At 60.3% G+C, this 20,642-nt stretch carries 25 protein-coding genes; 15 read left to right on the forward strand and 10 right to left on the reverse strand.

Features of this window, described 5'->3' with window-relative positions:
* Positions 1-107: 107 nt before the first annotated feature.
* Genes ACP7BX_RS11800 through ACP7BX_RS11810 form a run of 3 tightly spaced genes read left to right on the forward strand, consistent with a single transcriptional unit; the run spans position 108 to position 3,038 of the window.
* Positions 108-1,400, forward strand: coding sequence for a CitMHS family transporter (locus tag ACP7BX_RS11800; protein WP_033900869.1), 1,293 nt, complete (start codon positions 108-110; stop codon positions 1,398-1,400).
* A 1-nt stretch (position 1,401) separates the two neighbouring features.
* Positions 1,402-2,727, forward strand: coding sequence for an acyclic terpene utilization AtuA family protein (locus tag ACP7BX_RS11805; protein ID WP_426126582.1), 1,326 nt, complete (start codon positions 1,402-1,404; stop codon positions 2,725-2,727).
* On the forward strand, positions 2,724-3,038 hold the full coding sequence (locus ACP7BX_RS11810) for an AtuA-related protein (RefSeq protein WP_426126584.1): 315 nt from the start codon (positions 2,724-2,726) through the stop codon (positions 3,036-3,038). The genes ACP7BX_RS11805 and ACP7BX_RS11810 overlap by 4 nt, the downstream gene beginning before the upstream one ends.
* A gap of 4 nt (positions 3,039-3,042) precedes the next feature.
* Here the strand turns inward: ACP7BX_RS11810 and ACP7BX_RS11815 are convergent, their stop codons facing one another.
* The 5 genes from ACP7BX_RS11815 to ACP7BX_RS11835 form a co-directional block, all read right to left on the reverse strand.
* On the reverse strand, positions 3,043-3,414 hold the full coding sequence (locus tag ACP7BX_RS11815) for a glutathione S-transferase N-terminal domain-containing protein (protein WP_016976368.1): 372 nt from the start codon (positions 3,412-3,414) through the stop codon (positions 3,043-3,045).
* A gap of 101 nt (positions 3,415-3,515) precedes the next feature.
* Positions 3,516-4,061: a GTP cyclohydrolase I FolE gene (gene folE, locus ACP7BX_RS11820; RefSeq protein ID WP_003442011.1), complete on the reverse strand. Its 546-nt coding sequence runs from the start codon at positions 4,059-4,061 to the stop codon at positions 3,516-3,518.
* Positions 4,062-4,139: 78 nt separating this feature from the next.
* Positions 4,140-4,697 carry a Smr/MutS family protein gene (locus ACP7BX_RS11825; protein ID WP_016976371.1) on the reverse strand — a complete coding sequence of 186 codons (558 nt, stop codon included), beginning with the start codon at positions 4,695-4,697 and terminating at the stop codon, positions 4,140-4,142.
* 75 nt (positions 4,698-4,772) lie between these two features.
* A complete protein-coding gene (locus ACP7BX_RS11830; RefSeq protein ID WP_033900878.1) occupies positions 4,773-5,093 on the reverse strand; it encodes a hypothetical protein in 321 nt (106 codons plus the stop codon).
* 141 nt (positions 5,094-5,234) lie between these two features.
* Entirely contained in the window at positions 5,235-5,825 is a 591-nt protein-coding gene (locus tag ACP7BX_RS11835; protein WP_016976373.1) for a cysteine hydrolase family protein, read from the reverse strand.
* Between the two features lie 239 nt (positions 5,826-6,064).
* Here ACP7BX_RS11835 and prmB point away from each other — a divergent pair, with 239 nt between their 5' ends.
* Positions 6,065-6,973 carry a 50S ribosomal protein L3 N(5)-glutamine methyltransferase gene (prmB, locus tag ACP7BX_RS11840; protein ID WP_426126587.1) on the forward strand — a complete coding sequence of 303 codons (909 nt, stop codon included), beginning with the start codon at positions 6,065-6,067 and terminating at the stop codon, positions 6,971-6,973.
* A gap of 34 nt (positions 6,974-7,007) precedes the next feature.
* On the opposite strand, the gene ACP7BX_RS11845 is transcribed toward prmB, so the two are convergent.
* A complete protein-coding gene (locus tag ACP7BX_RS11845; protein ID WP_016976375.1) occupies positions 7,008-7,814 on the reverse strand; it encodes a hypothetical protein in 807 nt (268 codons plus the stop codon).
* Between the two features lie 99 nt (positions 7,815-7,913).
* Positions 7,914-8,876, reverse strand: a complete 963-nt coding sequence (locus ACP7BX_RS11850; protein ID WP_016976376.1) for an alpha/beta hydrolase — start codon at positions 8,874-8,876, stop codon at positions 7,914-7,916.
* 143 nt (positions 8,877-9,019) lie between these two features.
* Here ACP7BX_RS11850 and aroC point away from each other — a divergent pair, with 143 nt between their 5' ends.
* The 4 genes from aroC (at position 9,020) to ACP7BX_RS11870 (ending at position 12,291) form a co-directional block, all read left to right on the forward strand.
* Positions 9,020-10,111 (forward strand): chorismate synthase, encoded by a 1,092-nt coding sequence (gene aroC / locus ACP7BX_RS11855; protein WP_426126589.1) that lies wholly within the window; start codon positions 9,020-9,022, stop codon positions 10,109-10,111.
* A gap of 10 nt (positions 10,112-10,121) precedes the next feature.
* Positions 10,122-11,282, forward strand: a complete 1,161-nt coding sequence (locus tag ACP7BX_RS11860) for an MFS transporter (protein ID WP_426126591.1) — start codon at positions 10,122-10,124, stop codon at positions 11,280-11,282.
* Positions 11,279-11,809 (forward strand): 1,2-dihydroxy-3-keto-5-methylthiopentene dioxygenase, encoded by a 531-nt coding sequence (locus ACP7BX_RS11865; protein ID WP_426126593.1) that lies wholly within the window; start codon positions 11,279-11,281, stop codon positions 11,807-11,809. The genes ACP7BX_RS11860 and ACP7BX_RS11865 overlap by 4 nt, the downstream gene beginning before the upstream one ends.
* A 212-nt stretch (positions 11,810-12,021) precedes the next feature.
* On the forward strand, positions 12,022-12,291 hold the full coding sequence (locus ACP7BX_RS11870; protein WP_033900889.1) for a response regulator transcription factor: 270 nt from the start codon (positions 12,022-12,024) through the stop codon (positions 12,289-12,291).
* Positions 12,292-12,350: 59 nt separating this feature from the next.
* On the opposite strand, the gene ACP7BX_RS11875 is transcribed toward ACP7BX_RS11870, so the two are convergent.
* The gene (locus ACP7BX_RS11875; RefSeq protein WP_010208870.1) at positions 12,351-12,629 is read right to left on the reverse strand and encodes a DUF3509 domain-containing protein; all 279 of its coding nucleotides are present in this window, start codon (positions 12,627-12,629) and stop codon (positions 12,351-12,353) included.
* A 352-nt stretch (positions 12,630-12,981) separates the two neighbouring features.
* Here ACP7BX_RS11875 and ACP7BX_RS11880 point away from each other — a divergent pair, with 352 nt between their 5' ends.
* From ACP7BX_RS11880 to ACP7BX_RS11900, 5 genes are all read left to right on the forward strand, one after another.
* Positions 12,982-14,808, forward strand: coding sequence for a long-chain-acyl-CoA synthetase (locus ACP7BX_RS11880; protein WP_426126596.1), 1,827 nt, complete (start codon positions 12,982-12,984; stop codon positions 14,806-14,808).
* Positions 14,809-14,917: 109 nt separating this feature from the next.
* Positions 14,918-15,433: an ankyrin repeat domain-containing protein gene (locus tag ACP7BX_RS11885; protein WP_426126598.1), complete on the forward strand. Its 516-nt coding sequence runs from the start codon at positions 14,918-14,920 to the stop codon at positions 15,431-15,433.
* Positions 15,434-15,474: 41 nt separating this feature from the next.
* Positions 15,475-16,005 carry a hypothetical protein gene (locus ACP7BX_RS11890; protein WP_426126600.1) on the forward strand — a complete coding sequence of 177 codons (531 nt, stop codon included), beginning with the start codon at positions 15,475-15,477 and terminating at the stop codon, positions 16,003-16,005.
* 68 nt (positions 16,006-16,073) lie between these two features.
* Positions 16,074-16,265 (forward strand): PLDc N-terminal domain-containing protein, encoded by a 192-nt coding sequence (locus ACP7BX_RS11895; RefSeq protein ID WP_003172956.1) that lies wholly within the window; start codon positions 16,074-16,076, stop codon positions 16,263-16,265.
* A 327-nt stretch (positions 16,266-16,592) separates the two neighbouring features.
* Positions 16,593-18,680: an LTA synthase family protein gene (locus tag ACP7BX_RS11900; protein ID WP_426126602.1), complete on the forward strand. Its 2,088-nt coding sequence runs from the start codon at positions 16,593-16,595 to the stop codon at positions 18,678-18,680.
* 52 nt (positions 18,681-18,732) lie between these two features.
* Here the strand turns inward: ACP7BX_RS11900 and ACP7BX_RS11905 are convergent, their stop codons facing one another.
* On the reverse strand, positions 18,733-18,885 hold the full coding sequence (locus ACP7BX_RS11905) for a DUF3309 family protein (RefSeq protein WP_015885095.1): 153 nt from the start codon (positions 18,883-18,885) through the stop codon (positions 18,733-18,735).
* A 328-nt stretch (positions 18,886-19,213) separates the two neighbouring features.
* Between ACP7BX_RS11905 and ACP7BX_RS11910 the strand changes: the two genes are divergently transcribed.
* Together ACP7BX_RS11910 and csrA are read left to right on the forward strand one after the other, a co-directional pair.
* Positions 19,214-20,029, forward strand: a complete 816-nt coding sequence (locus ACP7BX_RS11910; RefSeq protein ID WP_016976386.1) for an SDR family oxidoreductase — start codon at positions 19,214-19,216, stop codon at positions 20,027-20,029.
* Between the two features lie 128 nt (positions 20,030-20,157).
* Positions 20,158-20,361, forward strand: a complete 204-nt coding sequence (gene csrA, locus ACP7BX_RS11915) for a carbon storage regulator CsrA (RefSeq protein ID WP_314529736.1) — start codon at positions 20,158-20,160, stop codon at positions 20,359-20,361.
* Positions 20,362-20,369: 8 nt separating this feature from the next.
* Here the strand turns inward: csrA and ACP7BX_RS11920 are convergent, their stop codons facing one another.
* Positions 20,370-20,597, reverse strand: a complete 228-nt coding sequence (locus ACP7BX_RS11920; protein ID WP_003192759.1) for a YheU family protein — start codon at positions 20,595-20,597, stop codon at positions 20,370-20,372.
* Between the last annotated feature and the right edge of the window lie 45 nt (positions 20,598-20,642).

The raw sequence follows: 20,642 nt of genomic DNA on the forward strand, positions 1-20,642 counted from the left end.
TTTTTCCGAACACTAGCGGGTGAATATTCCAATTTACAAAGACTAACCCGCTTCCAATACTCCAGGGAAAACAATAACCGGCCACCAAGGCCGCTCTGGAGTAACCCATGCTCGCTACCCTGGGTGTCATCACCATCCTGTGCCTGCTCGCTGCCGTCATGAGCAAACGCCTCTCGCCGTTGGTGGCCCTGATCGCCTTGCCGATCATCGCCGCGTTGCTCGGCGGGTTCGGCCTGCAAACCAGCGCCTTCATCATCACCGGTATCAAGAACGTCGCCCCCGTGGTGGGGATGTTTGTGTTTGCGATCCTGTTTTTCGGGATCATGACCGATGCCGGCATGCTCGATCCCATCATCGATCGCATCCTGCGCACGGTCGGCACGCGCCCTACACGCATTGTCGTAGGTACCGCGACCCTGGCGCTGCTTGTGCATTTGGACGGCTCCGGCGCGGTGACCTTTCTGGTGACAGTGCCGGCGATGCTGCCGCTGTATACACGGCTGGGCATCGATAAACGCATTCTGGCCTGTGTCTGCGCGATGGCAGCCGGGGTCAACTTTCTGCCGTGGACCGGGCCCGTATTGCGCTCGTCGGCGGCTCTGCACGTGCCGGTGGCAGACCTGTTCCAACCGCTGATCCCGGTGCAGATCGTCGGCCTGGTCTTCGTTTTTGCCTGCGCCTGGTGGCTTGGCCGTCGCGAAGAAAAACGCCTGGGCCTCGGCGCCGGTTCGACAGTGGACGCCGTGCCACAGCGGGTACTGAGTGACGATGACATCAAGCTGCGTCGCCCGCGCCTGTTCTGGGTCAACCTGATCCTGACCGTACTGGTGATGGTGGTGATGATTGCCGGTTGGGTCGACCCCGTGGTGATGTTCATGCTCGGCACCGTGGTGGCGCTGTGCATCAACTACCCGAACGTCGACGCTCAGCGCGCCCGCATCGACGCCCATGCCAAGACCGCCCTGACCATGGCCAGCATCCTGCTCGCCGCCGGGGTGTTCACCGGCATCATGCAGGGCACCGGCATGCTCAAGGCGATTGCCGAGGTGGCGGTGGCGCAGATTCCAGCCGGCCACGGCAAGTTGATCCCGGCGGTGGTGGGCTTTATCTCCATGCCATTGAGCATGTTGTTTGACCCGGATTCCTACTATTTCGGCGTGATGCCGGTGATCGCCGAAGTCGGCAAGGCCCTGGGCGTCGACCCGCTGCAAGTGGCCCAGGCCTCGTTGCTGGGTGTGCACACCACCGGCTTCCCGGTCAGCCCGCTGACCCCCGCGACCTTCCTGCTGGTGGGCCTGTGCAAGATCGAACTGGCCGATCACCAGCGCTTCACCATTCCGTTTCTGTTTGCCGCGTCGGTGTTGATGACCCTGACCGCGTTGCTCCTGGGAGTTATTTGAGATGAAAACCTTGCGCATCGGTTCCGGCGCCGGCTATTCCGGCGACCGTATCGAACCTGCCGTGGAACTGGCCGAGCAGGGCGACCTGGATTACCTGGTGTTCGAATGCCTGGCCGAACGCACGATTGCTTTGGCGCAACAGGCACGCATCAGCGATCCAGAGGGCGGTTACGACCCGCTGCTGAGTGAGCGCATGCGTCGCGTGCTGCCGTTTGTGGGCGTAACGGCCGGGCGTCGTCGCCTGCGGGTGATCACCAATATGGGGGCGGCCAATCCGGTGTCGGCGGCCAATGAAGTGCGGCGAATTGCGCGTGAACTGGGCCTTGCGCTCAAGGTCGTCGCGGTGGTCGGCGATGACGTGTTGGAGGTGTTGAAGCCTGACTTTCTGCTGGATAACGGCCAGACGGTCGGTGCCTTGGGCGAACGGCTGATTTCCGCGAATGCCTACTTGGGTGTCGACGGCATTCTGCAGGCGTTGCACGCGGATGCGGACGTGGTGATCACCGGGCGCGTGGCCGACCCTTCGCTGTTCCTCGCGCCACAGATGTTTGAATTCGGCTGGGCGGCGGACGATTGGCAGCGTTTGGGGCGTGGCACGCTGGTGGGGCATCTGCTTGAATGCGCCGGGCAAGTCAGCGGCGGCTATTTCGCCGATCCGGGTTTCAAGGATGTGGAGGACTTGGCGCGTCTGGGTTTCCCCTTGGCCGAGATCACGGCGGACGGTGAGGCGGTGATTACCAAGGTGGTTGGGTCCGGCGGGCGGGTCAGCCGTGCGACCTGCACTGAACAGCTGATCTATGAAGTGCACGACCCGGAGGCTTATCTCACCCCTGACGTGACGGCGGATTTTTCCCACGTGGGGTTTGTGGAGGAGGGCGTTGATCGCGTTCGCACCCAAGGTGCAGACGGTCGTGCGCGCCCCGAACAGCTGAAAGTCAGCGTCGGCTATCTGGACGGTTGGATTGGAGAGGGGCAGATGTCCTACGGTGGCCCCGGTGCTGTCGCACGGGCGCAGTTGGCGCGGGATGTGGTCCTCAAGCGCCTTGAGTTGATGGGCGTAAAGATGCAGGACGTGCGTGCCGAACTGATCGGCATGGACTCGCTTCACGGCCCGCGTAGCACGGTCGAACCCTGGGAAGTGCGCCTGCGCGTGGCGGCTCGCTGTGAGGCGCGCGGTGAGGCGGTGCGCGTCGGCAATGAAGTGGAAACCCTCTACACCAACGGCCCGTCGGGCGGCGGCGGCGCGAGCAAAAGCGTGCGGCAAGTGGTAGCGGTGGCGTCGTTGTTGCTGCCGCGTGATGTGGTCAACCCGAGGATTCAAGCATGAAGCTGCAGATGCTGGCCCATTCCCGCACCGGGGATAAGGGTGACACGTCGAACATTTCGATCATTGCCTATCGTGCTGAAGACTACCCATTGCTGTGCGAGCAATTGACCGCCGAACGTGTGGCCGAGTTTTTCGCGGGGTTGCGTGAGCCCGACGCAGCGCCTGTGCGACGCTATGAATTGCCGAATGTGCAGGCGCTGAACTTCGTGTTGCCGGGCATCCTGCGCGGTGGCGTCACCCGCTCGCTGGCGCTGGATGCCCATGGCAAGTGCCTGGGCTCGGCGCTACTGGAACTGTCGATTCAGCGGTAGGCGGTCAAACCCCAGCGAAACGCTTGTCCAGATAATCAATGATCACCTTGGAGTCGTACATCCAGGTGGTCTGGCCATTCTCTTCGATACGCAGGCACGGCACCTTGATCTTGCCGCCTTGCTCCAGCAGGGTCTGGCGGTCCTGTTCGTTGTTCTTCGCATCTTTCAGCGCGACGGGCACATTCAGGCGGTGCAGGGTGCGGCGGGTCTTCACGCAGAATGGGCAAGCGTGGAACTGGTACAGCGTCAGCTCCTTGGCCGCTGCATTCACCTGTGCCTGTTGCTCGGCGGAGCGCTGCTTTTTGCGTGGGCGGGTAAGAAAGTCGCCCGCGATGATGACGTGGCCGAGGCCCACTCGAAGTGCTTTGACGAACATGGCTGAAACCTCTTGCCCATGAAGAAGGGGCCGCAGCTTACCTCAATTTTGCAGGCGAAAAAAAACCGGCGATGAACGCCGGTTTTTTCGTCCGCGGCCGGTTACTTGATCAGGCTGAGGAATTCGCTGCGGGTGGCCGCGTTTTCGCGGAACTCACCCAGCATCACCGAGGTGATCATCGACGAATTCTGCTTTTCCACACCGCGCATCATCATGCACATGTGCTTGGCCTCGATCACCACGGCCACGCCCAGGGCGCCGGTCACTTGCATCACGGCATCGGCGATCTGGCGGCTGAGGTTTTCCTGGATCTGCAGGCGGCGGGCGTACATGTCGACAATCCGCGCAACCTTGGACAGGCCCAGCACCTTGCCGCTTGGGATATAAGCGACGTGGGCCTTGCCGATGAACGGCAGCAGGTGGTGTTCGCACAGCGAGTACAACTCGATGTCCTTGACCAGCACCATTTCGCTGTTGTCGGAGCTGAACAAGGCACCGTTGGTGACTTCTTCCAGAGTCTGCTCATAGCCGCGGCAGAGGTACTGCATCGCCTTGGCGGCACGCTTTGGCGTGTCGAGCAGGCCCTCGCGGGAAACGTCCTCGCCGAGTTGGCCGAGGATCGCGGTGTAATTCTGTTCCAGGGACATGAAACTACCTGTGGGATTTTCGCAAAGCGCAAGGTTACGGTGGCGGGCACATCGCTGCAAGCCTGACGATGGCAGTTGTTACTCGTCGCGCCCTTCCATCATCGTACGCTTGAGCATCACATACACCGCCCCCGCGCCGCCGTGGCGGGCCTGGCATGAGGTAAAGCCGAGGACCTGGGCGTGCTGGCGCAGCCAGGTGTTGACGTGGCTCTTGATCATCGGGCGCTTGCCGTCCAACCGCACGGCCTTGCCGTGGGTGACGCGCACGCAGCGGATTTCGAACTTGGTGGCTTCGGCCAGGAAGGCCCACAGGGTTTCCCGGGCTTTTTCCACGTTCATGCCATGCAGGTCGAGACTGCCCTCGAACGGGATCTGGCCGGCCTTGAGCTTGCGCATCTGGCTTTCCTGCACGCCATCGCGGGCCCACATCAGCTCGTCTTCAGGGCCGACATCGATCACGAACTGGTCCGACAGGCCGTCCACGGTGGTGGCGTCAGTGCGCACGGTCGCGGCCTGGCGCAGCTTGGCGATCTGCGCGCGGTCGGCCTTGGGTTTGCCGGTGTCGGCGCGGTCGTGCTTGATCGGCTTGACGCCGCGCAGCTCGTTTTTGAACAGGGAAAAATCGTCGTCTTGCATGTTGGCCTCCGCGAAGGGCGGGCAGTTTACCTAAATCGCGGCGGCCAGGGCGCAGGAAACGCTATCCAAGCGCCATCAGTCGTGCTTTTTCATCAGGTGTGAAGCGATATTCAGCGACAACGGCTGACGCATTTTCCGACGGCTGCGCCGCCATAACCATACGCCCAACCACAGCACCAGCAGCCCGATCACCAACAGAATCGCCGAGCCGCCAGGGCTGGCATTCAGTTCGCCGAGGGCCGGCGAGTGACCCAACAAACCGGCGCCACCAGCGCCGGCCAACAGCACACCAACTATCGCCAGCAACGCGGCAATGCCGGCCACCAGGCGCAGACGCCAGTTGCTCGGGCCCTTGGGGCGCAAGCGACGAGCGTCAAAACCATCGGATATCTTCATTCCGACCTTTCCTCCAGGGTATCGGCCCTTCGACCGGACAATACACAGGTTGTTCCGGGGGGAGGGGTAAATGCGCCAAATGAGAGGGCTTTGCGGATGAGCGGGGCCGTAAACAGGCCGCGCCGCTCATCAGAAGGTTGATCAGATCAGATCTTTGGTCAACGCCAGGGTGGCGAAATTGTCGGCCATGATGGCCATTTCGGTCTGCTGCACGTGCTCGGCGCTGAGGATGCCGCCTTTGTAAGGCAGGTCACGTGTGGCGCAGGCGTCTTCCACCAAGGTGCAGCGAAAGCCCAGGTTCTTGGCGGCGCGCACGGTGGTGCTGACGCTGGAGTGGCTCATGAAACCGCAGACGATCAGGTCCAGGGAACCGAGGTCCTGCAAGTGTTTTTCCAGGCCGGTGCCATGGAAGGCGCTGGGCAGCAGCTTGCCGATGATGGTTTCGTCGCCTTCAGGCTCAAGCCCTGGAATGAATTCGCCACGCTCGCCCTGTGGGTCGAACAGGCCACCCACGGTGCCCAGGTGACGCACATGTACAATCGGACGCCCGGCGTTGCGGGCGGCGGACACAAGTTGCTTGATGTTGCCGACGGCCGCGTCCATGCCCGAGAGGGCGAGGGGGCCGTTGAGGTATTCCTTCTGGGCGTCGATGATCACGAGGGTCGCATGGCTGAGGTTCGCTGCTGCGTAACCACGACCGCTGAGTTGAAACATCGTCTTTGGAACGGACATTCTGGGGCTCCTGTGAGGGGGGCTTTTGCGACATTGTCCACTGGCTGAGCGGTTCTGTGAATCGCTACCATCGTAAGGTACGCCGTTGTTGACGTGCAGCCATGTCAAGAGGTGGGCCTGTTTAGCACAATGATGGCAATTTGGATGAAATCCGACGGATGGCGACGGGTTTTCGTACATCGTCGGTACAGGTGAAGGCTGTTAGAATCGCCAGTCGTTTTTTCCAGGAGCTTGCCCCCGTGACCACTTCCCGCCTGCGCACCTTGCGCGACCATATCCGTTGGGCTGTCAGCCGTTTCCATGGGGAAGACCTGTTTTTTGGCCATGGCACCGATAATGCCTGGGACGATGCCCGGCAACTGGTGCTCGGTGCCTTGCACTTGCCGTGGGAAATTGCCGACAGCTACCTCGACTGCAACCTGGAAGAAGAGGAAGTCGCCCACCTGCAACGCTTGTTGCATCGCCGTATTCACGAACGCGTGCCGACACCCTATCTGATTGGTGAAGCCTGGTTCTGTGGCATGTCGTTTATCGTCGATGAGCGCGTGCTGATCCCGCGCTCACCGATCGGCGAGCTGATCGAAAACCGCTTCGAACCCTGGTTGGCGCAGCCACCGGCGCGCATCCTCGACCTGTGCACCGGTTCCGGTTGCATCGGCATTGCGTGCGCCTATGAGTTCCAGGACGCCGAAGTGGTGCTGGGGGACTTGTCCTTCGAGGCCTTGGAAGTGGCCAACCAGAACATCGAGCGCCATGGCGTCGATGAGCGTGTCTATACCGTGCAGGGTGACGGTTTCGACGGTCTGCCGGGCCAGCGTTTTGACCTGATCGTGTCCAACCCGCCGTATGTGGATGCCGAAGACTTCGCCGACATGCCTGACGAATACCAGCACGAACCGGAACTGGGCCTGGCCTGTGGCGACGACGGTTTGAACCTGGTGCGGCGCATGCTGGCCGAAGCGGCGGACCACCTGACCGAGAAGGGGTTGCTGATTGTTGAAGTGGGCAACAGCCAAGTGCACGTCGAGGCACTGTACCCGGAAGTGGACTTTGCCTGGCTGGACTTCCAGCGCGGCGGCCACGGGGTGTTCATGTTGACGGCTGAGCAGTGTCGTCAACATCAGGCGGTGTTTGCCGCCCGAATTTAATCGTTACCCGCAGGGCGCCCAATCAACAGGGCGCCTAGCGGTGTGTTGCAATCCAGATCAACAACCCCGCCTGAAACACCGTAAACGCCACCAAGCACGTGATGGTAAAGCGCAACCCGCTGTCCTCACGCTTGAACTTGGTGACCTTTTCCTCTTCCTTGCGCAGCTTCACTTCCTGCTCTGCCAGGTTCTGTTCTGCCTGTTGCAGCATCTGCGCCGCTTCCAGGATCTCGACGAACTGCACCTTCTCGGTGTTCCAGCTGTCGAGTACATCACTGACCTTGCCCGGCTGCACGTTACCCTTGAGGTGCTGCACATCGGCGTAAGCCACATCAAAACCCTGGATGCGCAGGAAGTGATCGCGGCGCAGGCGGGTGGCTTCGTTCAGTGCATCTTTGTTGGCCAGGTCAACGCCGTCGACGCGGTAGTGCGACCATTTCTTTTTCGCCCAGGCAGCGCCTTGGGCCACCAGGAAGCGCCCGATGCCACGGTTGGCCGGTTCGATTTCCAGGCTGTTGCCAGGGCCGAAGTGCACACGATGTTTATCGTGGTCAACCCAGATATCCAGGTGATTCTGTTCACGGCGCACGCGTTGGCCGGGCAACTGGATGACCATGCGCAGCAGGCTGTGGTGTTTGTCGTTGCGCTCGGCATAGCCGAACTGCACGAAGCGCAAAGGCCGCACGCCCGTGGCGCGGTCGGTGGCCAGGGGCGCCAGGCGCAGCATCTTGAAATGCTCAGCCTGGACATCCGCCCACGGCAGGGGCGCCGCGTCGACGGCCTCGGTTTTGTCTGCCGGGGTGTCGGCGGTGGATTCCGGTGTTGCTTCAGTGGTTGTCATGCGGCGCGATCCTGTCCAAGCCCAGCGAGTCGGCAGTCTTTTTACTGTCGACTCAGGGCTTATCGGCCGCTTTCCCCAGGACTGGAGGCAAATTGTCGCTTAACGGGGTTGAAGTCCGTCGATAAAGCGCACCAGGCGGTTGCCCAGCTCGGCGGCGAGGGGCAGTTGCGGGTCGTTGTAGGAGGCCAATTGCTGCTTCACATCGTTGGGCACGATGCGCATCACGTGGTTCATGCCCTCAATCAGCACAAGCTGCGCGTCGGGCTTGGCCTTTTTCAGTTGCTGGGCATCGCCCACGCCGACCTGGATATCGTTGGTGCCCTGGATGATCAGTGCCGGCATGTTCAATTTGGCAAAGGCTGCCGACGGATCGGCCCGGAACAGGCTGATCAGATATGGCTGCACACTGGGTCGGAAAATGCCTTCCAGCGGGCCAGGCACATCCGCATCCACTTGGCCGGCCTTGAGGTGATCGAGGATTTGGTTACTGCGCAGCAGCAGGGCAGGGGGCAGGTGATCGGCCAACTGTTGGCGGATCACTTGATCCACCGGGCGCGCGCTGCCGGACAACGAGACCACGCCTGCCGGGTCCAGCTGCGGCGCGGCGAGGGCGGCCACCAGTGCACCTTCGCTGTGGCCCAGCACAATCAGCGGGCCCATGCGTTTGTCGGCCTTGAGCAGTTTGCCCCAGGCCACGGCGTCGGCGACGTAGGCGTCCAGGGTCAGGTTGCGTTCGTCGGGGGTGGCCGCCAGGCTGGCCGCCACGCCGCGCTTGTCGTAGCGCACGCTGGCGATGTTATGCCGCGCCAGCACCCAGGCCAGGCGCTTGAGGCTGTCGTTGCGCGCGCCGTCGGCACTGTTGCCGTTGCGGTCGGTGGGCCCGGAACCGGCGATGATCAACACCACCGGCACGGGTTTGTCGGATTTGGGCAACAAGAGTGAGCCAAACAGCTCGCCGCTGCCGGTGTCCAGGCTGATAGGCCGTTGCAACACCACGGGGGAGGCGGCGAAGCCCAGGCTGGAAAACAGGGTGAGGGTCAAAAGCAGAACTCGCAGCATCATCGCGCCATCATTGGAGAGGTGCCGGTTGGACCAAGGTCTACCGCTAAGGTTTCGAGGATGAACTACTCGGTTAGCCTGCGTATACTGGCCGCCTTAAGTTATTACGGTTGACTTGATTCAACTGATTTCACGGAGCGCCCTGCATGTCTGGCAATACCTTCGGCAAGCTGTTCACTGTCACCACCGCGGGCGAAAGCCATGGCCCGGCGTTGGTCGCCATTGTCGACGGCTGCCCGCCCGGCCTCGAGCTGTCCCTGGAAGACCTGCAGCGTGACCTCGACCGCCGCAAGCCCGGCACCAGCCGCCACACCACCCAGCGCCAGGAGCCCGATGAAGTCGAGATCCTCTCCGGCGTGTTCGAAGGCCGCACCACCGGTTGCGCCATCGGCCTGCTGATCCGCAATACTGACCAGAAGTCCAAGGACTACTCGGCGATCAAGGACCTGTTCCGCCCGGCCCACGCCGACTACACCTATCACCACAAATACGGCGAGCGCGACTACCGTGGCGGCGGCCGCAGCTCGGCGCGCGAAACCGCGATGCGCGTGGCGGCCGGTGCGATCGCCAAGAAATACCTGGCGACCCAAGGCATTGTGATCCGTGGCTACATGAGCCAGTTGGGCCCGATTGAAATCCCGTTCAAGACCTGGGACAGCGTCGAAGACAACGCGTTCTTCAGCCCCGACCCGGACAAGGTCCCGGAACTGGAAGCCTATATGGACCAGTTGCGCCGTGACCAGGACTCCGTCGGCGCCAAGATCACCGTGGTCGCTGAGGGCGTGAAACCTGGCATGGGTGAACCGATCTTCGACCGCCTCGACGCGGAACTGGCCCATGCGCTGATGAGCATCAACGCAGTGAAAGGCGTGGAGATCGGCGCCGGTTTTGCCTGCGTGTCCCAGCGCGGCACCGAGCACCGCGACGAGCTGACGCCGGAAGGTTTTCTCAGCAACAACGCGGGTGGCATCCTCGGTGGTATTTCCTCGGGCCAGCCGATTGTGGCGCACCTGGCGCTCAAGGCGACGTCGAGCATCACCACGCCGGGCCGTTCGATTGATGTGCACGGCAACCCGGTGGACGTGATCACCAAGGGCCGCCACGATCCGTGCGTCGGCATCCGGGCCACGCCGATTGCCGAAGCGATGATGGCCATCGTGTTGATGGACCATTTGCTGCGCAACCGTGGGCAGAATGCCGATGTTCGCGTGAGTACGCCGGTGCTGGGCCAGCTGTGACGGTTCGGCTGTGACAGCCCTTCCGTACTGGCGCCTCTCCAGCTTCTACCTCTTCTACTTCGCCCTCCTGGGTGCAACCGCACCCTTCCTGGCGCTGTACTTCGACCACTTGGGCTTCTCCAGCGCGCGCATCGGCGAGCTGGTGGCCATCCCTATGCTGATGCGCTGCGTGGCGCCCAACCTGTGGGGCTGGCTGGGTGACTACACCGGCCGGCGCCTGGCCATCGTCCGTTTTGGCGCGGTGTGCACCCTGGCGAGTTTTTCGCTGATCTTCATCAGTCACACCTACGCCTGGCTGGCCTTGGTCATGGCCCTGCATGCGTTCTTCTGGCATGCGGTACTGCCGCAGTTTGAAGTCATCACCCTGGCGCACCTGCAAAAACAAACCTCGCGCTACAGCCAGATCCGCCTGTGGGGTTCCATCGGTTTCATCCTTACCGTGGTGATCATGGGTCGCCTATTCGACTGGCTGAGCCTGGACATCTACCCGATGGTGGTCGTGGTGATCATGGCCGGCATCATCGGAGCCAGCCTGTGGGTGCCGAATGCGCAACCTGCCAGCCACGGCAATCGCCTGGCGGGCGAGGGCTTCCTCAAACAATTGCGTAGCCCTGGCGTCCTGGCGTTTTATGCCTGCGTGGCGCTGATGCAGATGAGCCATGGCCCGTATTACACCTTTCTCACCCTGCACCTTGAACATTTGGGCTACAGCCGCGGTGTGATCGGGATGATGTGGGCGTTGGGCGTGGTGGCGGAGGTGCTGATGTTCCTGGCCATGAGCCGCATCCTTTCGCGCTTTTCGGTACGCCGGGTGCTGCTGGCGAGTTTCCTGCTGGCGGCGCTGCGCTGGCTGCTGCTGGGCTCATTTGCCGAGTTTTTCTGGGTACTGTTGCTGGCGCAGGTGATGCACGCCGCTACCTTTGGCAGTTTTCATGCGGCGGCGATTGCCTTTGTGCAGCGCAGTTTCGGCGACAAGCAACAAGGCCAGGGCCAGGCGCTGTATGCCGCGTTGGCCGGCACCGGTGGCGCATTGGGCGCCCTGTATTCGGGCTACAGTTGGAACCTGTTGGGGCCGACCCTGACCTTCAGCATCGCCAGCGTCGCCGCCCTGGCAGCCGCCGTTATCATCGGTTTTCGATTGCAAGAGCAGAACCAAGGAACCCTCCAATGAGTTATGTCGCTGTCTACTCCGTCGCTACACCGGATACGCCGAACAAGGTCCTGACCCATTTTGACGACATCGCCGCCACCCTGGCCGAGCAGGGCGTGCGTTTTGAGCGCTGGCAGCCCGGCCCGGTTGAAAAGGGCGCCAGCGATAGCGAGTTAATTGCCGCCTGCCAGGCGCAGATTGATCAGCTCGGCTATAGCGCAGCCGAGGTGATGAGGGATGCCGGCGATCCCGCGCAGAACGCCGAATTACGTGGGCAGTTTCTCGATGAGCGCCGCTACAGCGAAGACGATGCGCGTTTTTTCATTGCCGGCCAGGGCCTGTTCGCACTGCACATTGGCGATTACGTATACGCCCTACGTTGCGAGAAAAACGACCTGCTGGTGATCCCGGCCGGTATGGCGCATTGGTTCGACATGGGTGAAAACCCGCACTTCGTGGCGTTGCGTTTATACAACACCGAGAAAGGGTGGGTGCCCGAGTTCACCGGTGACGATATCGCCCGGCGTTTTCCCGGATTGGATGATTAATCGCGAGCTATCAGAAACTTCAACCCCCGCATGTTGGAAGTTGTTGTGGGAATAAACTTAAGCTCATGTAGGGGCTTGCTGTTTATTCTCAGGGGTGCGCCTTAATCCCACGCCTTATGTAACTCTCTTCGGCAATAGCGTTTATATCATCCGTCAATAGGAGGAATCCGAAGGGTGATAGGGCGTCAGCCAATAATAAAGGAGAGAAACTAATGAGAGGCCCAAGGGAATCGTTTCTGGCGCCGTATACGGTGCCCAACGCTGTCAGGCGGCGCATTAATCTGGCGGGCAAGAGCCTGACGCGCACGGAGCTGGAAATACTGCGTTGGGCCTCGGAAGGCAAGACCGTGTGGGAGATCAGCCAGATCCGCGCCACGTCAGAAGCCACGGTGAAATTCCACCTGCGCAATATCTACGGCAAGTTGGAAGTCAGTAACCGCGTCCAAGCAATGAATGAAGCGGCGCGCAAGGGGCTTTGCTGAATGCATGAAAAAAGGGCCGCGACACCCGAGGGTGTCGCGGCCCTTTCTTTATCTGCTGCTTAAGCCGAATGGTAAGTCGGCAGCGCAAAGCGGTTCTGGCTTTGCAGCATCGAAATCTGTGGCAGGTCACTGGCTTGTTCGGCCAGGTCGCGGCGGATGGCGCTGATCACCCAAGTCAATTGGTCGGCCGTATGCAACTGCTGGTACGAGATCGAACGCTTGACCTGCTTGCCTTCGCTGTTACGCAGGGTCAACAGGATGCCACCGTCGGGACGTGGCTGGGTGGTGACGTCGTAGTTGGAGAATACTGAAGCGAATTTATCTTGGATCAGGCTCATGTCTATCAGCTCCGTTGGCTCAAGTTGGCAAGCATGGAGTGATAGGTGCAGTGATTGTGCCAGCTATTGGTTTTATAAAATATCGTTATAAATCAATAAGATATAAAAAATGCAGATTTTCGATTTCGTGCAATTTGCATGAATGGCCATCATGCATCCTGCATTTTGCGTGGCCCGACGGAGTTGATCGGGCCCGCCATTACTCCTACAGACTGCCCTCGCGTCGCTGAATTCCTTTTTTCGGCGGTCGTTCATCGGGATACAAAACTTTTCAAATCCTGCGTGTACAGCCGAAGAGAGGCTGACGTACTTTCCTGCAAGGTTTACGAAGAATAAGAAAAAGGATGTTCCCATGAGCCAATCGCCAAACGACATGATTACCTGGGGCATGATGCTGCGTAAGGTGCCCGCCATTGTTCGCGCCCTGCCACGGGTATTGCGCGGCATGCGTGCCGCCAACGTCACCGACCCTCAGCAGCCCTGCGGCCTGGGCTGGCACTTCGAGCAAGCCACCCAGCGCAATCCGGATGGCGCCGCGTTGTTGTACGCCGACCGCGTGGTCAGCTACACCGAGGCCAACCGATCCGCCAACCGTATCGCCCACCACTTGCAGGCCCAGGGCATCCGCAAGGGCGATGTAGTGGCGATGTTTATCGAAAACCGTCCCGAGTTGCTGCTGAACGTGCTGGCCGTGGCCAAGCTGGGCGGCATCTGCGCCATGCTCAATACGGCGCAGACCCAAGCGGCGCTGGTGCACAGCCTGAACCTGGTGAGCCCGGTGGCGATTGTAGTGGGCGCGGAATTGGTGGCTGCCTATGATGCCGTACGCGATCAAGTGGACATTCCCACTGCACGGTCCTGGTTTATCCCGGAGCCGCAGGCCGTTGTGACGCCTGAGGGTTATGTCGACCTGATGGCCGCCAGCGCCGACGCCCCGGTGGATAACCCAGTCAGCAGCGCGCAGATCTTCTTCAACGATCCTTGCTTCTATATCTACACCTCTGGTACCACCGGCTTGCCCAAGGCCGGCATCATGAAACATGGCCGCTGGACCAAGACCGCCGTCAGCTTCGGCAGCATCGCCCTGGACATGGGCCCGGACGACGTCCTCTATTGCACCTTGCCGCTTTACCACGCCACCGGCCTTTGCGTGTGCTGGGGCTCGGCGATTGTCGGGGCGTCAGGGTTCGCCATCCGGCGCAAGTTCAGCGCCAGCCAATTCTGGGATGACGCTCGCCGCTTCAAGGCGACCACCCTCGGTTATGTCGGCGAATTGTGTCGTTACCTGCTCGATCAACCCGCCAACCCCAACGACCGCGATCACCGCGTGACCAAGATGGTCGGCAATGGCCTGCGTCCCGGCGTGTGGGCGCAGTTCAAGGCGCGGTATGGGGTTGAGCATGTCTGCGAGTTGTATGCAGCCAGCGACGGCAACATCGGCTTCACCAATGTGTTGAACTTCGACAATACCGTCGGCTTTTGCCTGCAGCACTGGGCGCTGGTGGACTACGCCCACGACACCGGCGAGCCGATTCGTGGCAGCGATGGCTTCATGCATAAAGTGAAGACTGGCGGGCAAGGTTTGCTGCTGGCCAGGATCGATGAAAAGTCGCCCTATGATGGCTACACCGACCCGGAAAAGAACCGCAAGGTGATCCTCACCGACGTATTCGAGAAAGGCGACCGCTACTTCAATACCGGCGATCTGGTGCGCAGCATCGGCTTCGGTCATGCGCAGTTCGTCGACCGCCTGGGGGATACCTATCGCTGGAAGGGTGAAAACGTCTCCACCACCGAGGTGGAGAACGTGCTGCTGCAACATCCGCAGATCGCTGAAGTGGTGGCCTACGGTGTGGAAATCGAAAACACCAACGGCCGCGCCGGGATGGTTGCCATCACCCCGAGCGAATCGCTGGCCTCGTTGGATATGCGCGAGTTGCTGCAATTCGCCCACGGCCAGTTGCCGCATTACGCGGTGCCGCTGTTCCTGCGCATCAAGGTCAAGATGGAGACCACCGGCACGTTCAAATACCAAAAGGTGAAACTCAAGGAGGAGGCATTCGATCCACAGAGGGCAGGCAATGATCCGGTCTATGCCTGGTTGCCAGGTTCGGACTGCTATGTTCCGGTCACTGGACAGCTATTGGCGCAAATCCAGGGCGGACACTTTCGTTATTAAGCCGCGCTATTGAATATGCCTATGGAGGCTTTTGACAAAAAAGCCATGACAGGTGGGAACTCCCTCGCGACACTGGGCGCCATATAAAGGACCAGACAAGGAGCCCCACATGTCAGACCAAGCCAAACAAATGACCGATGACGAAGCCGCAGAATTTGCCGAACAGGTGTTCGACGTCGCCCGCAAAGGCGACGCCGCCATGCTTGCCGCGCTGCTGGCCAAGGGCTTGCCAGCCAACTTTCGTAATCACAATGGCGACACCTTGCTGATGCTTGCGGCCTACCACGGTCATGTCGAGGCAGTAAAAGTGTTGCTGGAGTTCAAGGCTGACCCGCTGATTGCCAACGACAAGAACCAGCTGCCAATGGCTGGCGCGGCGTTCAAAGGCAACCTGGAGGTGGTCAAGGCACTGATCGAAGGCGGTGCACCAGTGGATGCGTCGTCCTCCGATGGCCGTACGGCACTGATGATGGCCGCGATGTTCAACCGCGTGGAAATGCTCGACTACCTGCTCGGCCAGGGCGCCGATCCCAAGGCGACTGACGCCCAAGGCGCAACCGCGTTGGCGGCGGCACACACCATGGGCGCGGTGGATACGGCGGCGAAATTGCAGAAACTGGTGTAGGCTACGCGCCCTCGAAAACCGCTCGCCACAGGACCACACCCATGAAAACCGCCCTCGTCGAACTCATCAGCAAAATCAGCGCGGGTGTCATGAGCGAGGACGACGCGGCGCGCATTGCCGATGAAGCGGCCCAGGCGTACGCGGACCCTGCGGCGTTTCTGGCGGCCAACCCGGATATCAACTACGACGACAGCTTCCCGATTCCGTTGGGCGAGTGGGTCGTCGTCGGCAGCCTGCCGGATACCGTGCTGTTCCAGGCCGACACCTATGGCGACCTGTTCGCGCAAATCGTCGCCTCGTTCGGTCCTGGCGTGGCGTTCAACCTCAAGCCCAAGCAGCTGGCGAAGACTGAGGACCTCACGGCGCTGAACCGCATCCAGATCCAGATGAGTGCCCTGAGCCCGGAAGATGGTGGCTATGTGCTGCTTAACTTCAGCCAACTGCTGGATGACGAGATCCAGGCCGTGCTGGTCTATGGCAACGACTTGCCGCGCGTGCTGGAACTGTGCGCCGAGGTGGGCATCAAGGGCGAGCCGTCCCTGGAAGCGCTGAAGATCGCCGTTCACGTCTGAAATAAAACGGAACCCCCACCAGGGCTGGCTATCCTACAAGTGCATGCCCCCACTTTAGGAGCGACACCATGGGTTCCACTTTTAATGGCTTGATCGGGCTGATCATCCTGGCCCTGGATATCTGGGCGATCATCAACGTGTTCAAAAGCGGCGCGAGCACGGGCGCCAAGGTGCTGTGGATTTTACTGATCCTGTTGTTGCCGGTGCTGGGCTTGATCATTTGGGCAATCGCCGGGCCGCGCGGTAACGTGCGGATATGACGCCGCAACGCTTAGTCGATGCAGTCGGTGTGGAAGAGGGGCAAGCCTTCTTCCACATTTTTTGTGTCCAAATATTCACTACACAGAATTTTCACACAGCGTTTTGGACAATTCCCTTCGCTTTGCTTCCTTGTAGGAGAGGTCTGTCAACGGCCTGGAAAAGCACCACAAAGACGTGTTTTCCCTCAGTAATCAATAGCGTTGATGGCATTCATCGGGCACCATTTGCGCCAACGCGCTAACCCCCCTGTTCCTACACGCTTGGGTGTGGGCAGGATGCCGCTGCAATATTTCGCAACTTAAACTTCCAATGGGTCCTAAAACGACATGGCAAACCCGGACGCCCTGAATCAGCAGCGCGCTTCAAATCGCTTGCTGCAACCGACCGTCAAATCCCATCTGGCGTACACGCTGCTCTGCGCACTGGTCATGATGGTGATGTTCTCCCTGCTGCGCCTGGCGCTGCTGGTGTACAACCGTGAAATGATCCTCGACACGCCGGCCTCGACCTTCCTGGAAGCGTTCGGCAATGGCACGCGCTTCGACATCCGCTTTGTGATGTACGCATTGGTCCCGCTGCTGCTGGCTCTGTTCAGCGTCCGCGCCATGGCTGCGCGTGGGTTCTTCCGTTTGTGGCTGACTGTCGCGTCCAGCATTGCCCTGTTCCTGGGCCTGATGGAAATGGACTTCTACCGCGAATTCCACCAGCGCCTCAACGGCCTGGTCTTCCAATACGTGAAGGAAGACCCGAAAACCGTGATGAGCATGCTCTGGTACGGTTTCCCGGTGGTGCGCTACCTGCTGGCCTGGGCCGTGGGTACGCTGATCCTGAGCATCGCCTTCAAAGGCGCCGACCGTGCAACGCGCCCGCGTGGCCCGTTCAGCGGTGGCAGCATCGGCACCCGCCAAGTGGCGCCGTGGTACACGCGTATTGCGGTGTTTGTGGTCTGCCTGCTGGTCGCCGTGGTCGCCATTCGCGGCACCCTGCGCCAGGGCCCGCCGTTGCGTTGGGGTGACGTGTACACCACCGACTCGAACTTCGCCAACCAGTTGGGCCTCAATGGCACGCTGTCGTTGATCGGCGCGGCCAAGGCACGTTTCTCCGAACACCGTGATAACACCTGGAAGGCCACGCTGGAGCAGCCGCTGGCAACCCAGACCGTGCGTGACATGCTGGTACTGCCGACGGAAAAACTGGTGGATACCGACACCGCCGCCGTGCGCCGCGAGTTCACCCCGCCGGCCGAGAAAACCCTGCCGATCAAGAATGTCGTCGTGATCCTGATGGAAAGCTTCGCCGGTCACTCGGTCGGCGCCCTGGGGCGTCCGGGTAATATCACGCCGTACTTCGACAAACTGTCCAAGGAAGGCCTGCTGTTCGACCGCTTCTTCTCCAACGGCACGCACACCCACCAAGGCATGTTCGCCACCATGGCGTGCTTCCCGAACCTGCCGGCGTTCGAATACCTGATGCAGACCCCGGAAGGCAGCCACAAGCTGTCGGGCCTGCCGCAGTTGCTCAGCGCACGCAAGTTTGACGACGTGTATGTCTACAACGGCGACTTCGCCTGGGACAACCAGTCGGGCTTCTTCAGCAACCAGGGCATGACCAACTTCATCGGGCGTAACGACTTCGTCGACCCAGTGTTCTCCGACCCGACGTGGGGTGTATCCGACCAGGATATGTTCAACCGTGGCCTGGAAGAGTTGAAAGCCCGCGAAGGCGGCAAGCCGTTCTATGCCTTGCTGCAAACCCTGTCCAACCACACGCCGTATGCCTTGCCGACGCCATTGCCGGTGGAGAAGGTCACGGGCCGTGGCAGCCTCGACGAGCATTTGACGGCGATGCGCTATTCCGACTGGGCCCTGGGCCAGTTCTTTGAAAAGGCCCGCAAGGAGCCGTACTTCAAGGAAACTCTGTTTGTGATCGTGGGCGACCATGGTTTTGGTAACGAGCAGCAAATTACTGAAATGGACCTGGGCCGCTTCAACGTGCCGATGCTGATGATTGCACCAGGCATCCAGGAAAAGTTCGGCGAGCGTGACCACACCGTGGGCACCCAGATCGACATCGTGCCGACCATCATGGGCCGCCTCGGTGGCGAGACCCTTCATCAGTGCTGGGGCCGCGACCTGCTGAACCTGCCGGAAGGCGACATGGGCTTTGGTGTGATCAAACCGTCGGGCAGCGATCAGACGGTGGCGCTGGTTACCGGCGATCGCATCCTGGTACTGCCGAAAGAGATGCCGCCGAAACTGTGGGAATATGAGCTGGGCGCCAACCCGACCGGTAAGGTGATCGCAGAATCGCCGGACGAAGGTGCATTAAGGCAGAAACTGGAGTCGTTCCTGCAGACGGCCACCAAGAGCCTGTTGGATAACACCGCTGGCGTGGTTGACGGTAAGCCGGACTAATTAACCGGCAATAAAAAAGAGGCCTTTAAAGGCCTCTTTTTTTATCCGGCTTTTATATCCGGCCGAGCAACAACAGCACCAGCAGGACGACCAGCACAACACCCAGAATACCCGACGGGCCATAACCCCAGTTACGTGAGTGAGGGAATACTGGCAGACCACCGACCAGCAGGAGGATCAGGATAATGATCAGAATGAGGCTCATGGTTTTTTTCCTTATTGGCCTTCTGCAAAGACCGGTTATTAACGATAGGCCCGCTAGTTGATTCACGAACGCCTTAACAACTCCGACTGTTGCCCGCTGCGGAAAATTCAGTATTTTTTTAAAGCATTTCGCACACTTGCTTATTTCTTTTAATGCGTTCGCAAATATACGTTGTTAGTTGAAAAATATTGAACTTAGGCTATACGCGAACCTCCGACCCGGCTGACGGTTTGCCAGGGGCATTCAGCAATCTGATGGTGGATGGGGGCAGGAAAGACCTTCGCTACACTGCCGGTCACTTCTTCCGTGAACCACAAGGCTACTTCCTATGCAAAATCGCATGATGATCACTGGCGCCGGGTCGGGCCTGGGCCGCGAAATCGCTTTGCGCTGGGCCCGTGAAGGATGGCAGTTGGCCTTGTCAGACGTCAGCGAACCTGGCTTGCAGGAAACGCTCAAGCTCGTACGCGAGGCGGGTGGCGACGGGTTTATCCAGCGTTGCGACGTGAGGGACTACAGCCAACTCACCGCGTTCGCCCAGGCTTGCGAAGTGAAACTGGGTGGCATCGATGTGATCGTCAACAATGCCGGCGTGGCCTCCGGTGGCTTCTTCGCGGAACTGTCCCTGGAAGACTGGGACTGGCAGATCGCAATCAACCTGATGGGCGTGGTCAAGGGCTGCAAAGCGTTTCTGCCGCTGCTGGAAAAGAGCAAGGGCCGCATTATCAACATCGCGTCCATGGCGGCGTTGATGCAGGGCCCGGCGATGAGCAACTACAACGTGGCCAAGGCCGGTGTGGTGGCGCTGTCGGAAAGCCTGCTGGTGGAACTCAAGCAGCAGGAAGTCGGCGTTCATGTGGTATGCCCGTCATTCTTCCAGACCAACCTATTGGATTCGTTCCGTGGGCCGACCCCGGCGATGAAGGCCCAGGTAGGCAAGTTGCTTGAGAGCTCGCCGATTTCTGCGGCGGACATTGCCGACTACATCTACCAGCGCGTGGCAGAAGGCGAGTTCATGATCTTGCCCCATGAACAAGGGCGGATGGCGTGGGCGTTGAAGCAGAAGAACCCGCAGTTGCTCTATGACGAGATGACCACCATGGCTGACAAAATGCGCGCTAAAGCGCAGGCGGCCAAGGGCTAGTCAGGTAGTAGTCTGTCAGGCAATTTACCTACGTTTGTAGGTGGTGCCTGTTTTCGCCGCAAGCCATTGCTGTGGTCCACCCCTGCGGGCATGGTCGAGGTCCTTTCACTGTTAAAAGGACAACCGCCATGCTGGTCTTAAGCCGCGCTGTAGGCGAAGTCATCTCCATTGGCGATGACATCGCCGTGCACATCCTTGAGTTGAACGGTAACCAGGTGAAGTTCGGCGTTGAAGCGCCGCTCGGGGTGCATGTTCACCGCGCAGAGGTGTACCAGAAGATCCTCGAACGCCAAGCCGCCGGAACCCATCCGGTGCCTGAGCCCAACCCCTGAAAACCCGCTCAGTCGAACAGATGCTTGGGCACATCGTGCTTGAGCATCAACTGGCACTGCTCGCTTTCCGGGTCGAACACGATCAGTGCCTGGCCCTTGGTCAAGGCCTGGCGCACCCGCAGCACGCGGGTTTCCAGGGGCGTGTCGTCGCCATTGTCGGTGCCGTCGCGGGTAACAAAATCTTCGATGAGGCGGGTCAGGGTGTCGACTTCAAGTGCGTCGTAGGGAATCAGCATACAGGCCTCGGGTGATGGATCCCGGCGATGCTACTGCGCCGGGAT

Source organism: Pseudomonas sp. DWP3-1-3b3 (genome assembly GCF_049896305.1).
Lineage (GTDB): Bacteria > Pseudomonadota > Gammaproteobacteria > Pseudomonadales > Pseudomonadaceae > Aquipseudomonas > Aquipseudomonas azotoformans_A.